The organism is Streptococcus sp. FDAARGOS_522 (assembly GCF_003812445.1).
GTDB classification, from domain to species: Bacteria; Bacillota; Bacilli; order Lactobacillales; family Streptococcaceae; genus Streptococcus; species Streptococcus agalactiae.
The window spans coordinates 467,924-482,789 of the sequence record NZ_CP033808.1; the positions used below are offsets into that span (position 1 = coordinate 467,924).

The following is a 14,866-nucleotide window of genomic DNA, read 5'->3' on the forward strand; positions in this document are numbered from 1 at the left end:
GATATGTTAGTTATTTGTTATTATCAATCACTCCGCTACGAATTTAATATTGAAGAGGAGAAATCCTTTCTAATATCATCAAACGGCAAGTCGCCAATACCAGTATCAGAATTAGAAAATGACATCACGCTAAAAAATATGCAAGGTCAATTGGTATATATTATTGACCAAAAAGGAAAAGAGTTAACTAATGGTGTAGAGATTTCAGGAATTGTCTTCTATTTAGCGAATAATCAAAAAGAAATCTATACTCCCTTAGATTACGAAGATATATTAATCGGTGATAAAGAAGGGTATCATGTCCGTTTTAAAGAAGGAGCCCCTAATTTATTACTGAAAAAAATAGAAAGCAATTGGCAGCTTAATTTATTTGAAGGTGATATTTATCTGAATAATCATCTTCAAAAAGTAGTGCAGCAGTTACCTTTAAGTTTAGGTGATGAGATTAGCTTCCAAGGAACAATTGTTAAGCTTTTCCCAGATGAAATTCAAATCTGGGGGGGAACTGATTATGAAACATCATTAACTAAGAAAGTTATGTCAGCTTATCAATTTTACGCAGGCTATCCTGATTTTCACCGCTCACCTCGTATTATTTATCGTTCCAGTGAAGATAAAATTACAGTTAATGCGCCTGGTAATGAACCTAATAAGTCTAAAGATGAACTGTTAAAATTAATTGTTCCTCCTCTAGTGATGATTGGAGTCAGCATTCTTATTTCTATTTTTCGTCCTCGTGGTATCTATATCATTGCAACAATGTCAATGGCTCTAGTGACGATGATTTTCTCTATCACTGGTTACTTTAAAAATCGTAAACAGTATAAGCAGGACTTACAAGAACGCATTGATTCCTATCATGACTATTTATCTGATAAGTCAATTGAACTTCAGAAGTTAGCTAAAGAGCAAAAGCGTGGGCAACACTATCATTACCCAACGATTGAAGGTTTACAGGAAATGGCTGATACTTATCACCATCGTATTTATGAAAAGACACCACTTCATTTTGACTTCTTGTATTATCGCCTAGGTTTGGGAGAAGTACCAACGAGCTATAATATTCATTATTCTCAACCAGAACGTTCTGGGAAAAAAGATCCTTTAGAGAACGAAGGCTATAACCTCTACTTTAACAATCGTTATATTAAAAATATGCCGATTGTTGCGAATTTATCACATGGACCAGTTGGCTATATAGGACCACGAGGTTTAGTATTGGAGCAACTCCAATTGATGGTTAATCAATTAGCTTTTTTCCATTCTTACCATGATGTTCAATTTATTACTATTGTTCCAGAGGAAGAGATGGATAAGTGGTCTTGGATGCGTTGGTTGCCACATGCAACCTTACAAGATGTCAATGTTCGTGGCTTTGTTTATAATCAAAGAAGCCGTGATCAAGTGCTCAACAGTCTTAACCAAATTTTAAAATTACGTCGCACACAACGCGAAGATAAATCTGCCAAAGAAGGGACTTTATTTTCTCCGCATTATGTCGTTATTGTAACTGATGAAAAGTTAATTTTAGATCACGTCATCATGGAATTCTTTACGGAAGATCCTACAGAATTGGGATGTTCTCTCATCTTTGTTCAAGATGTTATGAGTTCACTTTCAGAAAATATCAAAACCATTATTAATATTAAAGACCGTAATACTGGTCAGTTAGTTATAGAAGAAGGAGAGCTTAAAGAAACAGATTTTGAATTAGATCATTTCTTAGAGGATTATGACAAGGAAAATATTTCACGTCGCCTAGCTCCGTTAAATCACCTACAAAATCTTAAATCTTCAATACCAGAAGCAGTTACTTTTATGGAAATGTATCAAGCAGAAGAATTTGAAGATTTGCATGTTCAAGAGCGTTGGATAAGCCATGCTCCGTATAAAAGCTTAGCTGTTCCACTTGGCTTACGTGGTCAGGATGATATTGTTTATCTAAACCTACATGAAAAAGCTCATGGTCCTCATGGATTAGTTGCAGGAACAACGGGATCAGGGAAGTCAGAAATTATACAGTCCTATATCCTTTCTTTAGCTGTTAATTTCCATCCACACGATGTAGCTTTCCTTCTCATAGACTACAAAGGTGGGGGGATGGCAAATCTCTTTAAGGACCTGCCACACTTACTTGGCACCATCACCAACTTAGATGGTGCCCAATCGATGCGTGCTTTGGTTTCTATTAATGCTGAATTGAAACGTCGTCAACGTTTATTTGCTAAAGCTGATGTTAATCATATTAACCAGTATCAGAAGAAATACAAACTTGGAGAAGTTTCAGAACCAATGCCTCATCTCTTCTTAATCTCCGATGAGTTTGCCGAATTGAAATCCAACCAACCTGAGTTTATGAAAGAGCTTGTCTCAACAGCGCGAATTGGTCGTTCCCTAGGGATTCACTTAATCCTAGCGACCCAAAAACCATCTGGTGTGGTAGATGACCAAATCTGGTCAAACTCACGCTTCAAACTAGCTCTTAAAGTAGCAGACCGCGGCGACTCCATGGAAATGCTCCATACCCCAGATGCCGCCGAGATTACACAAGCAGGACGTGCCTACCTCCAAGTTGGTAATAATGAAGTCTATGAACTCTTCCAATCAGCATGGTCAGGAGCAGATTACCAACCTGAAAAAGACGACCAAGGGATTGAAGACCATACCATTTATTCCATCAACGACCTTGGCCAATACGAAATCCTAAATGATGATCTTTCAGGCTTAGACCAAGCCGAAAATATTAAAGAAGTACCTACGGAATTAGATGCCATCGTTGAAAACATTCAAGCTTTAACCAAAGAAATGGGCATCTCAGACTTACCTCAACCGTGGCTACCGCCTCTAAGCAATCAGATTTCAGTAACCGATCTCCGTAAGGAAGAATCAGTAGACCTCTGGAGCAAGGCCCCATCTTACAAAGCTGTTCTTGGCTTTATGGATATACCAAGCCAACAAGCACAAGAAGTAGCTTACCACGATTTTGAAGATGATGGGCATTTGTCAATTTTTGCAGGACCAAGTATGGGGAAATCCACAGCCCTTCAAACTGTAACAATGGACTTAGCACGTCACAATAGTCCAGAATTTTTAAACCTTTATCTCTTTGATTTTGGTACCAATGGTCTCCTACCTCTAAGACGTTTGCCACATGTAGCAGATTTCTTTACCATTGATGATGACGAAAAAATAGCCAAGTTTATTGCCCGTATCAAAGTTGAAATGTCTGATCGTAAAAAAGCCCTCAGTCGCTACAATGTCGCGACAGCAAAACTTTACCGTCAGGTATCTGGGGAAACCATGCCTCAAATCCTGATTGTTATCGACAGTTATGAAGGGCTACGGGAAGCTCAGACACTGACTAACTTAGAAGCTTGTTTCCAAAATATTTCGCGTGATGGGTCGTCACTTGGCATTTCCTTAGTTATCTCAGCTGGTCGTATGGCAGCTTTGAGGTCGTCCTTAATGGCAAACCTTAAAGAACGTATCGCTCTTAAATTAACAGATGACTCTGAATCACGGACACTTGTCGGTCGTCACCAACACATCATGGAAGATATTCCAGGACGTGGATTAATCAAACGTGATGACATTGAAGTGTTACAAGTGGCCCTCCCAACAGAAGGCACTGAAACCTTTGACATCATCAGTAACATCCAAACCGAATCTGACGCCATGAACGACAAATGGACTGGACCAAGACCAAAAGCAATACCAATTGTTCCAGAAGAATTAACCTTTGACGACTTTATGGCTACAGATAGTGTTCAAGCAGATCTATCAGCTAATCGTTTACCACTTGGGCTTGAAATGGTTGACGTTGAAAGCTTTAGCCTACCATTAACGAAATTTAAGCACCTCTTATTCCTATCAGATTCAGATGAAGGTTTAGAAAATCTAGGCAGTCATTTACTTAAAACGTTGATTAAAGTGCCAGAATACAGCACCATGATCATTGATTCCTTAGGCGAACATGAAGCCTACCAAGGACAAGTGAGAACCTATGTCGGTGCTGATATGATTAGTGATATGGCAGAACAACTCAATTATGAGCTAGGAAAACGTCAAGAACAAAACGCTTTCGATAGATGGTTTATCTTAATTCCAGATTTTGAAAGTTTCGTCAGCAAAACAAACCTTAGCCTAGAGCAAATCCAAAATCTCTTAGATAATGGACCCAAAGTCGGCTTACACCTGATCATTGGCTCAGCCTTTAGCTTTGTTGGTTCAAAACTTGACCCCGTTAACAAATACGTCAAAACCAATAGCCAATATGTTATGCTAGGCATGCGCCTAATGGACCAAACATTCCTAGAGAAAGTGTATAATAGTAAAGAAGCACGTCTGGAACGCGACGAAGCCTACATTCACGATAGAAAAAACTATCAAAAACTAAAACTCAGCATAGACTAGAGAGGAGAGAGAATGGCAAAAATACAAAGTGATGCATCACTGGCATCAAGCTGTGCCACTAGCATTCAAACTGGAGCAAATGGTATTACTTCAGTTGGTAAAGCAACAAAAGATAGCGACAGTCAATATTCAGGTCAGACGAGTGCCTCATTATACATTGATAATGAGGCCAGTAAAAGTGGATCAATTGCAGGTAAATTAACAGAATTTATTGGTCTGATTCATTCTACTGCTAGCGAATTTGAAGCTGTCGATCAAAAATTGAGTCAGTCTATTTCTACACCTAAGCAATACACGACTCCATCTGGCAATTCAACGACATTTCAACCAAAACCGTATTTTAACTAGGAGTCTTTATGAATGATAAACAGTTAAAAGAAGTCGAAAGAAATGAAGCCATTCTTAGAAAAGAACTGGAACGGATTGAAGATAAGAAAATAGTCTTAAAAAAATCCTATGACAAAACTATTAACATGCAACTTGATATTCAACAGTCTCTGAGAGATAGTTCTCAAAGTCTTTCACCAGAAGAAGTTATGGAACAAGAAGAGATCATGTTAATTTTTAATCGACAGTCAAGAATCGTTGAAGATTATTTTCAAGAAGAAATGGCTAAACTCAACAAACAAGAAACAGATGCTAAAGACACATTAGAAGGACTTGTCCAAGAGCGACAGAAACTATATGTGTCTCAATCTGAGAAGGGAGAATGATGGTAAAAGTTAATGCAGGTTCACTTGCTGCACAGGCGTCATCCGTATCAACAGTAGTTGCTTCACGTGTTACAGCTTTAAATAGTGCAAAGCAAAGTCTGACTAGTTTTGCTAATCAAGCAGGCTTGGAAGGTACTGCCTATCAAAATGCAAAATCCTATGCCACAGGTGTATTAGGAACATTAATAGATGGTATGATCCTTTTATCTGAAGAGACAGAGGAAGGTGTTAGTAAACTACAAAGTTTATATAGCGATAAATGTGGAGGTGAAAGTCTAGATTCTGACGTCCTAACCAAAAAAATCGAAAAAGATGAAGAATTATTAGCTAAAATTCATGATTTGCAAGCACACTTAGACAAACATGCCACTTTTTTGTCGCATGCCTTTGATGGATTAGAAGCGACAATAAAAGCACGGCTCAAAAAGAATAAGAAAAAATTTAAATATCTCATGGAATTCAATGCGGCATCCTCAACAGTCTTTGATGGACTAACAGAAGTTCAGGATGCCGTTTCGGCAGGCCTTAACTATGTCTCAGAAGGTTTTGGAAATTTCAATGGTACATTTGATACCTCAGGTAAAGGTCTTGATTGGACAAAAACAATCAAGACTGGGATGGAAAAGAGGAGAGATAAGGTTTCAATTGATAAAAATTCATTATTGAAAGAAGTAAAAAAAGCTTATAAAGCTGGTAAAATTAATAAACAAACTTATCAATCAATAAAAAGTGGGTTAGTAAATAGTTCCACTGCTTTTCTGAAAGAATTAGCTAAAGCAAAATTAACCGATAAAGCAGTGGAAACATTCACTAAGGAATCATGGGAAGCATTGTCCAAGAATTTCCAAACGATGCAGTTCTCTGGTGTTTTAGCTGCTGTAAATGGAGCTGAATTATCAACTGCAATTGATGTCAATCCTGCTTATGCAGAGATGATTCGTGGAGGTAGTCAATTTGTGAAAAAAGGAGTTCCTGTTATTGGTGCTGCAGTTGACTTTGGACTACAACTTAAAGATGGTGAAGATGTTGGTGATGCAGCAGTCAAGACAGGTGGTCATGTTGCAATTGGTATTGGAGCTGCAAAAGCAGGAGCTATAATAGGGAGTGCATTTCCGGTAGTCGGAACTGCTGGTGGTGCCGTTGTTGGTTTTGCTATTGGGGTTGCTGGTTCAATGGCTTTCGATTGGTTGTATGATAATAAAGAACAAGTTTATAATACTACTAAGAAAGTAATTTCCACTCGTAAGACTATTGATTCAGTAGTTTATGAAGGTTTTTGGAGGTGAAATTAATGAATAATAAAATTTTAGCACTAGGAACTTATTACTCAAATGATATTTTATATGATAAGCAAACAAATATTTTGTATAAGGATGTTAATATAAATACTAATTCAAATAAAAATTATCTAGTTGTTTCACTAACTTTATTTAGTCTACCTATCGTAAGATGGTTGACTCAATTTCTTCATTTTGAAAATAGTTTTATCAATAGTTTTATCCTTTTTATAGTAATTTTCTTAACTTTTATACTTACTCATAGTTTAGTAAAGCAAAAATTCAATAAATTACAACTAGAAGTTATCTCTTTAACTGATTATGAAAAAAAAGAGTTCTTAATAAAGGAGAAAAAAAATACTGAAATTGCAATCACAATTTTCTTTATTTCGTTAATGTTAAGTATTATCTGTATGTTTATATATTTGCTAATTTCGTCTATTATTTTGATTTTTATCATTTTTGGTTGCTCGTTTCTTGTATTTTTAACTTTAGAATTGTCAACATTTGAGCGAAAAAGAATTATTAACAAATTAATAAAAGAAGTTGAAATTAAATAAAATTTTTAAAATAATGATAGGAAGAATTATGGAAAAAATATTACCAATTGGTTCAGTTATCACATTAAAAAATGGTTCATTAAAAGTAATGATTATTGCCCGTTATCCTTTATATAAATATAAGAATAGAATTGGCTATTTTGACTATTCTGGTTGTATATTTCCTAGTGGAGTTACTGACAATCAGACATATTTTTTTAATAACGATGATATTGAAAAGGTGTGGTTTACAGGTTATATTGATGAGAATGAGTTAAAAGCTCAAAAAGGTTTTAAGGAACAAATTGATAAAATTGAATATCCACATTTTACAATTGAAGAAGTTAACAAGATTGAAGAGTGATATTGTCGTTATTAATATATTTTAGATAGTTGTTTTTATAAAACTATCTATTTAAGAACAGAGATGAAAGTTAAGGTACTTCTTTGTTCTTAAGTAGATAGTTTCAATTGAGCTAATTCCATTCTTTATTAACTTTAGAAAAGTTAATGACTCACTTCACTTTTGTTATTAGCTTGTGATCACTTATAAAGCGACAGGTAGTTCATGAAATCTCTTAGGAGTTTTCTGGCTTTAAAGGTAACCTATGTTTTAAAAAACATCTCATGGAATTCAACGCGGAATCCTCAACAGTCTTTGGTGGACTAACAGAAGTTCAGGATGCCGTTTCGGCAGGACTTAACTATGTCTCGACAGGTTTTGGAAATTTCAATGGTACATTTGATACCTCAGGTAAAGGTCTTGATTGGATAAAAACAATCAAGACTGGGATGGAAGTTCGAAAAGAAGCTAGAGACAAGGAACTGAAGAAGAAAAAGCCAAATGAATCTTATGATGGAAAAGATGCTCTTGCAGATTTTCAAACAGAAACTACAGATTATGTGAATTATGGTACTGAGGCTGCAGGTCAACAATTTGATAAATTTGGGAAAATTATTATTAAAGATGGCAAAAATATAGGTAAAGTTTATGGTGCAAAATTACAACCAAGAGATGCTAACGGACGGTTCGTAAAGGATACTAATCCTTTGCGTAAAAGTGCAACAAGCAAACTTAAAGATATTACAAATGCTGAGAGTAGAGTTATAGGGAGGGCTGCACGTGTTGGTGGTACTGCTTTAGTAGCATATAATTTTTATTCAGATGCAAAAGAACATTATGATAGACATCATAATGTTGGAAGAGCAATGTCATATAGCGGATTAACAACGACAACCGGTGTGGCTGCTGGAGCAATAGGAGCTAGTGTAGGTACTGGATTAGCTACATCTGCTGGATTTGCAGCACCATTGGTGGGAGCAGTTGTTATAGGAGCAATTGCGGTGATTGGTGCAAAAGCAATTTATGAAAATGTTAAACCTGTGCGAAGAGCAATTGACAGTGTTGGAGACGCTCTTAACAATATAGGTAAGTCTTTCAGTTCTGCATTAAAATGGGGGTAGACTAATTGGAAAAACAACAATTAAATCGTGTTGAAAAAATTACAAAATTAAATAGTAGATATTATTTAGTAAGTATCTGTGGACGTTATTACATTCTAGATTATGCTAACCCAAAAAACTACAAAGATTATTTAGTAGGTTTATTCCCTGAGAGATTGAATTCTTATGATATCTTTGATGTAACAGATGATAAGAATATATTCTTAAAAAAAGGGAAAAATTCCAAAGTTACTACTAAAGGTGCTACTATCTTTTTATTCTTATATTTAATACATATTACTATCTTTCCAAATAATATTAATTTGGCTTATCTTACCAGAAGTGAATATATATATAATCATATAAGTTTATTTTTAATTTTAAATATCATAATATTTATTGGTATTTTATTATATTTGAATATGACAACAAAAGAAATAGAATTATCAAAATATGAATCTAGAAAATTATTTAATTCAAAACCACGAAATCGGAAGTGGTTAACTTATATTAGTTCATTAATAATTTCATACCTCGCTTTATGGATTTTAGCAATTTTTGGAACAAATTATTGTAATTTAATATTATTTGGATTTATTTTCTCTAATTGTTTGTTACTAATCAAATTTATCGAATTTCAACCATCATTTAATGGGAAAATTTATTACATTAAATAGGAGAAAAAATATGTTATTACCAGTTGGAAGTATTGTATATTTAGTTGATGGAAACCAGAAATTGGTGATTTTAAACCGTGCTTCAATAGTAGATCAAAGTGGGCAAGAAGTTTATTTTGATTATCTGGGCGGGATATTCCCAGAAGGCTTAAATATGGAACAAGTGTATTATTTTAATGAGGAAGATATTGATGAGGTCATTTTTGAGGGATATCATGATGAGGAAGAAGAAAGAGTATCAAAACTTATTGAAAAATGGAAACAAAAAGAAGGAAAAAATATACCCAAAGGTAAAACTGAATAGCTATTCAATGATTAGTTCGAATTTTTAGAAAATACTAAACTCAATATATATATAGATAGTTGTTTTTAAGCAACTATCTATTTAGGAACAAAGATGAAAGTTAAGTATCTTCTTTGTTCTTAAGTAGGTAGTTTTAATCAAAGATGGTGAAGATGTAGGAAATGCAGCTGTTAAGACGGGTCATGTTGCAATTGGAATGGGAGCAACTAAAGGAGGTGCATTGATTAGTGGACTGCCAGGAATGATAATTGGTGGAGCAATTGGTTTTGTTGGAAGAGTTGCAGGTTCGATAGCATTTGATGCCATTGAGATAATAAAGAGGAAATTGCTGATACCATAAATGATACTATAAGTGATACATGGGATAGTTTAGGAAATCTCTTAGGAGTTTTCTGACTTTAAAGGTAACCTATGTTTAAAAAAACGTCTCATGGAATTCAATGCGGAATCCTCGACAGTCTTTGGTGGACTAACAGAAGTTCAGGGTGCCGTTTCTGCAGGCCTTAATTATGTCTCAGAACGTTTTGGAAGTTTCAATGGGACATTTGATACCTCAGGAAAAGGATTGGATTGGACAAAAACAATCCAAACAGGAATGAAAAAAAGAGAAGTTGCCAAAGCAGAAGAACTGAAAAAGGAAAAAGCTGAAGAAAGTAAGAGAAAATATCAACAATAACGAAGTTTCATATGAAAACCTATATAATGAGTTCAAAAATATTATGGAAAGTGATACTGCTAGTAGAATTAGCCAAGTATTTGCTTTATTACCACGGAACTTCTCAAAAAAAGTACTAAAATCTGATGGCCTATGGGATATTTTAGCGAATATGGAATCAAAAGGAGCTTCAGGCAAGAAAAATGTAGATTCAATTTTAAATTTTCTTGCAAAATATGAAGGTTATAGTAATTTTGGTAAATCTGCTACTAAAGCAAGAACGTATTTGGAAAATTTAGCAAGTCCCATAAAAGCAGGTGTAAAATTCGGTTTAGAAAAAATAGCTGGTTATGAAAATTTGTCAGAAATGGTATTAAAAGGTGGATCTAAGGCTGAATCTGTAGGTAAATTTTTAGGCAAGTCAGTTAAGATAATAGGTAAAGGAGCAACAGTTCTAACTATAGCAGACATTAGCATTACGGGATTATCAAAGGGAATAGATGAGTATTCAAAAACCAAAGATATTGGCAAGGCCGTAAAAAAGGGTGCCTTATCTGCGGTCGCGAGTGTCGGTCCCTTAGAAGGAGCAACATTGGGTGCGACTGTTGGAGGAGTACCAGGAGCAATTATTGGTGGTGGAATAGGCTTTGCTATTCAAGGAGTAAAAGCTTTAGATCCTAAGTTTTTTGATCACCCAGTTAAAAGTTCACAGAAAATTGCTGATAACATAGGTAAATCTGTAAATGGGGTGAAAAATTCAGTTTCCAAATATATAGGTGGTTTTGGTAAGGTAATAGGTTTTGGGTGAGGATAATGCAAAAAACTAGAACAATTTATTCTGCAAATTTTGAAGAAAGTCTTAATCTTTATGACAATGGAATGAGTAGTCTTAACAATGAAGAGCACTTGAAAATTGAGAAACAGACAAAGAATGGAGTTCCATCGGTTTGGTTTACTTTAAAATCCATAATTTTAACTATTTTATTTCCTATATTATTGAATTTCTTTATTGTCACTATTTCCATTACTATTCATGCGGAAAAACCTAGTGACTTAACAATACCTATTTCTGACGTTAAACTATTAACAATGAATTTATATTTAATAATGTTAGTTTTTTGGTTTCTCTTAGTGTTATTAGGAAAACGTTTTAAACAAGCATTTATTTTACCATATAGGTATCAGTTTCACGTTTATTCATATATGGTATGGTTTGTATTTGAACTTGATTTAATTGCAGTCGAATGGATTACACCCTCACTGTCAGTAATCGGTACTATTTCAACTCTATTATTTTTAGTATTAATTACAATAACTATTTCTTTGGGTTCAATTAATGATATAAAAGCCATGATATTTGAAAAATCTGAAGAAAAATCTTCCAATAAAACTTACGACTTTTTAAAGACTTATGGTTTAGGTTTTTTAAGCATAGGTATCATTATAAAGTTAATTTTATCATCCTTAGATTTAGGTTTATCTGGAACCGTTAAATTATCGATTTTATTTATCGGGTGGATTATTTTTAATATTATTGTAGTTTATGCTGTATTTAAAGTTGCCATGCCATATTTTTTACAAGGTTTTTATAAGCTTAAGTATCCTGAAGAATATAGAGACTGGGAAAATAAATCTGTTGAAGAATGGTATGGAAAAAAATATTTGAAAAAACATAAGGAGTTAATAAAAAATGATTAAAAAAGAAGAGTTACTACCATTAGGAAGTATTGTCTATTTAGAAGAGGGAACAGTTAAATTAATGATTGTAGGTAGGGGAGTCATATATGATGATCCAGAAGGTACTGGCCAATTGTTTGCTGACTATATGGGGGGGTTATATCCGGCTGGCCTTCAAACAGAATCAACTTTATTTTTCCAACATGAGAACATTGACGAAGTGATTTTTGAAGGCTATAGAGACGAGGAAGAAGAAAGGTTTTTAAAAATATATCATGAATGGGAAAAAAGTATCTATCCCTAAAAGTAGATAAAATAACCTTAAAATAATAAATAATAACAATAAATATATAAAGGCAAAACAATACCTTAAAATATATTATTTTCTAAAAATACTTGTTTTATTTTGTCACTTGATTATGTGGATATAAAAACCTTGAAAAACAAGAGCAAGAATTATTGAGTTTTTGAATTTTTAAGAAGATAGAGAGAAAAGCTAAATGTTTAAAAATAAAAAGCAAAAAATCTTAGGGCTATTTATAATTTTAGTTGTAGCTTTTGTTGTTATTAGTAACTTGCTTACACCAATTCAAAGAACATCGAAAACAGATGGTACCTTTTATAAGACAGAAACTATAAATTCAGATAAGACGGTTTCACTTGATAAAACAGAGAAATTAAAAATCATGAATAAACAGTTATATTGGACAAAAAATAGTCAAACTCAAAAGTTTAAAATTAATAAAGAAAAAAGATATGTCTATAATGGATCCTCACAATATCACTATAATTTTCCTGGCAACTTTATTACTATGATTAGAAAAGTTAATGGAAAAGTTGAGTCAACAGAATTCGTAAAAAGTGGTACTCAAGATTACAATGATATTTTAAAAGGAAAACTCAAATATGGTAAATAAGTGCAAAGTAATTTTTGAGCAATAACATTGATATGTAGATAAAAATATAAAGAATTTGAAAAGTTTATCTTCGTAATTATATTTTATAGATTCAGCACAAATTATTTCACAAAATTGAAGACAACATTGATTCATCGAAAATAAACGAAACTCCACAGGAACTTTTGCTTCATAACTATAGACTTTACATGCATTCAATAGGTCCACATTTAATAAAGAAAAACGTTTTGAAAAAAGATAAATATATTGTAATGAGTTTATTTTGAGCAATTACCACGCTATACTTTTAAGTTGCTACAAACCTATCGTTTGGGGTGTTTTTTGGTAAAATAGAATGAAAAGAGTTATGGAGATAAAAAAATGGCACAACCATTAATGCTTTAGGAGGAAAAACTTCAGTAGGAGTTATGAATCCCTTTTCAACAAGTAAACATAAAGGTAAAACAAAAAACAAAGTTTCTTGGAGCCGAAGCAAATGCTGCAGTTGGACAGTTCACTAATGAAGACGGAAAATCAGTGAAAGGGATTCAAGCTGAAGCTGGCGTAGATGCTTATATTATAGAGGGTGAAGCAAAAGCTGGATTTAAAGTATTTGGTTTAAATATTGATGCGCGTGCAATCATTGCCATTGCTATCGCAGAAAGTTCGCTTGGTACACAAGGTGTTGCCACAGCACCAGGTGCTAATATGTTTGGTTTTGGGGCATTTGACAACAATACAACTAATGCTCAAAACTTTAGTGATGACAAGGCTGTCATTAAAATGACACAGGAAACCATCATCCAAAACCAAAACACCAGCTTTGCCATTCAAGACCAAAAAGCACAACTCTTGTCAACTGGCAACTTGAATGTAGCGGCTCGAGGTGGGGTTTACTGCACGGATGCTAGCGGTTCTGGTAAACGTCGTGCGGCCATTATGGAGAGCATTGACAAGTGGATTGACGCGCATGGCGGAATTTCTGAGATTTCAAAGGAACTGCTCAACACGTCGTCCGTCGCTATGATGGCAGTCCCAACGAGTTACTCTGTTTCAAGAGCTAATCAAGCGGGCAACTATGTGGCAGGCACTTACCCTTGGGGCCAATGCACTTGGTACGTCTTTAACCGCACCAAAGAACTTGGCTACCAGTTTGGACCATTTATGGGTAATGGTGGCGATTGGAAAAATAAGCCGGGCTATCAAACCACACACGAGGCAAAAACAGGCTACGCCATCTCATTTAGCTCCGGCCAAGCTGGTGCTGATAGAACTTACGGCCACGTGGCCATCGTCGAAGACGTTAAGGAAGACGGATCTATCCTGATCTCCGAATCAAATGTCCTAGGACTTGGCACCATCTCCTACCGCACCTTCAGTGCAGCAGAAGCAGCACAATTGACTTATATAGTTGGGGAGAAGTAGATAATTATTCTTTGAAAAACAAAAGGTTCTTAGCTTGTCAAAATCTAAGACCCTTTTATCTTTCATAAGAACTTTAAAATCAACAGATTTTTATCACCAAATGAACTGGACCAAGACCAATAGCCATTCCAATTGTTCCAGAAACACTTACCTTTGAGGAGTTTAAGGCATATGAGGATGTTAAAAAAGCAAGTGAGACTAATCAGATTTCACTTGGTATTAGCTTAAAAGAAGTTGATAATTGTAGCATTCCACTTTCGAAATTCAAACAGTTACTTTTTACTTCTGACAATCCAGATAATTTGTCTAACTTGACGCGCTTCTTAGTTAAATCTGTTTCATTGATTAAAGATAGTAAGGTTTATCTTTTAGACACTGCTTCTGATTATGATGATTTGACAGAACAACAAATTGAATATATCAATAATCGAAGTGAAATAGCAGGACATTTAGAAGCTATTGTTTCAGAAATCTATTTAAGAGAAGAATCTGGTAAAATAGAATCATGGTTTGTTATTATTCCTGATATGAATAGTTTTGTGGCAGAAACAAATATGGATAGAGAACAGATTTTATTCTTACTTGACTCGGCTCACAAATATCATATTTATTTCTTATTTGGTGGTTTAGCATCATACCTTATGACTAATATCTCAGATGTTCCAAAAGCTATTAGAACACAGGCACAGTATGTTCTCTTAGGAATGAGAGTTATGGATCAGTCAGTATTACCGAAATCATATAATTCAAAAGAACCTTATTTGAAACCAGATATGATTTATATTCATGATAGAAGACAAGAAAGAATGCTTAAAATCACTCAAGAAATAGAAATGGAGCATTGAGC

General features: G+C 34.3%; 17 protein-coding genes. 16 read left to right on the top strand and 1 reads right to left on the bottom strand.

All coding sequences use genetic code 11. The annotated features are described in order from the left end of the window. The first annotated feature begins 3 nt into the window (after positions 1-3). From essC to EGX70_RS02400, 9 genes are all read left to right on the top strand, one after another. A complete protein-coding gene (gene essC / locus EGX70_RS02360; protein ID WP_172581982.1) occupies positions 4-4,413 on the top strand; it encodes a type VII secretion protein EssC in 4,410 nt (1,469 codons plus the stop codon). A 12-nt stretch (positions 4,414-4,425) separates the two neighbouring features. Next, positions 4,426-4,761, top strand: coding sequence for a TIGR04197 family type VII secretion effector (locus EGX70_RS02365; protein WP_001063011.1), 336 nt, complete (start codon positions 4,426-4,428; stop codon positions 4,759-4,761). A gap of 8 nt (positions 4,762-4,769) precedes the next feature. Further along, complete coding sequence (locus tag EGX70_RS02370) at positions 4,770-5,126, top strand: hypothetical protein (protein ID WP_000998391.1); 357 nt, start codon at positions 4,770-4,772, stop codon at positions 5,124-5,126. Next, entirely contained in the window at positions 5,126-6,412 is a 1,287-nt protein-coding gene (locus tag EGX70_RS02375; RefSeq protein WP_123948143.1) for a DUF2508 family protein, read from the top strand. Before EGX70_RS02370 ends, EGX70_RS02375 begins: the two co-directional genes overlap by 1 nt. A 5-nt stretch (positions 6,413-6,417) precedes the next feature. Further along, on the top strand, positions 6,418-6,963 hold the full coding sequence (locus EGX70_RS02380) for a hypothetical protein (protein ID WP_001060311.1): 546 nt from the start codon (positions 6,418-6,420) through the stop codon (positions 6,961-6,963). A gap of 28 nt (positions 6,964-6,991) precedes the next feature. Continuing rightward, on the top strand, positions 6,992-7,306 hold the full coding sequence (locus EGX70_RS02385; protein ID WP_123947877.1) for a DUF4176 domain-containing protein: 315 nt from the start codon (positions 6,992-6,994) through the stop codon (positions 7,304-7,306). A gap of 263 nt (positions 7,307-7,569) precedes the next feature. Beyond that, positions 7,570-8,406 (top strand): hypothetical protein, encoded by an 837-nt coding sequence (locus EGX70_RS02390; protein WP_000395449.1) that lies wholly within the window; start codon positions 7,570-7,572, stop codon positions 8,404-8,406. 5 nt (positions 8,407-8,411) lie between these two features. Next, positions 8,412-9,062 carry a hypothetical protein gene (locus EGX70_RS02395; RefSeq protein WP_000414937.1) on the top strand — a complete coding sequence of 217 codons (651 nt, stop codon included), beginning with the start codon at positions 8,412-8,414 and terminating at the stop codon, positions 9,060-9,062. A gap of 10 nt (positions 9,063-9,072) precedes the next feature. Further along, a complete protein-coding gene (locus EGX70_RS02400) occupies positions 9,073-9,366 on the top strand; it encodes a DUF4176 domain-containing protein (protein WP_000926390.1) in 294 nt (97 codons plus the stop codon). A 180-nt stretch (positions 9,367-9,546) separates the two neighbouring features. On the opposite strand, the gene EGX70_RS11255 is transcribed toward EGX70_RS02400, so the two are convergent. Then, complete coding sequence (locus EGX70_RS11255) at positions 9,547-9,672, bottom strand: hypothetical protein (RefSeq protein ID WP_017646361.1); 126 nt, start codon at positions 9,670-9,672, stop codon at positions 9,547-9,549. A gap of 124 nt (positions 9,673-9,796) precedes the next feature. On the opposite strand from EGX70_RS11255, the gene EGX70_RS02405 reads away from it, so the two are divergent. The 7 genes from EGX70_RS02405 (at position 9,797) to EGX70_RS02435 (ending at position 14,864) form a co-directional block, all read left to right on the top strand. Beyond that, positions 9,797-10,042 (top strand): hypothetical protein, encoded by a 246-nt coding sequence (locus EGX70_RS02405; protein WP_123947879.1) that lies wholly within the window; start codon positions 9,797-9,799, stop codon positions 10,040-10,042. A gap of 43 nt (positions 10,043-10,085) precedes the next feature. Beyond that, positions 10,086-10,829, top strand: a complete 744-nt coding sequence (locus tag EGX70_RS02410) for a hypothetical protein (protein ID WP_000443236.1) — start codon at positions 10,086-10,088, stop codon at positions 10,827-10,829. 5 nt (positions 10,830-10,834) lie between these two features. Beyond that, a complete protein-coding gene (locus EGX70_RS02415; protein ID WP_001173092.1) occupies positions 10,835-11,719 on the top strand; it encodes a hypothetical protein in 885 nt (294 codons plus the stop codon). Beyond that, entirely contained in the window at positions 11,712-12,002 is a 291-nt protein-coding gene (locus EGX70_RS02420) for a DUF4176 domain-containing protein (protein ID WP_000591550.1), read from the top strand. Before EGX70_RS02415 ends, EGX70_RS02420 begins: the two co-directional genes overlap by 8 nt. A gap of 196 nt (positions 12,003-12,198) precedes the next feature. Next, a complete protein-coding gene (locus tag EGX70_RS02425) occupies positions 12,199-12,615 on the top strand; it encodes a hypothetical protein (protein ID WP_000475835.1) in 417 nt (138 codons plus the stop codon). A gap of 516 nt (positions 12,616-13,131) precedes the next feature. Then, a complete protein-coding gene (locus EGX70_RS02430; protein ID WP_000676306.1) occupies positions 13,132-14,019 on the top strand; it encodes a CHAP domain-containing protein in 888 nt (295 codons plus the stop codon). A gap of 395 nt (positions 14,020-14,414) precedes the next feature. Continuing rightward, entirely contained in the window at positions 14,415-14,864 is a 450-nt protein-coding gene (locus tag EGX70_RS02435) for a hypothetical protein (RefSeq protein ID WP_024439920.1), read from the top strand. Positions 14,865-14,866: the final 2 nt, after the last annotated feature.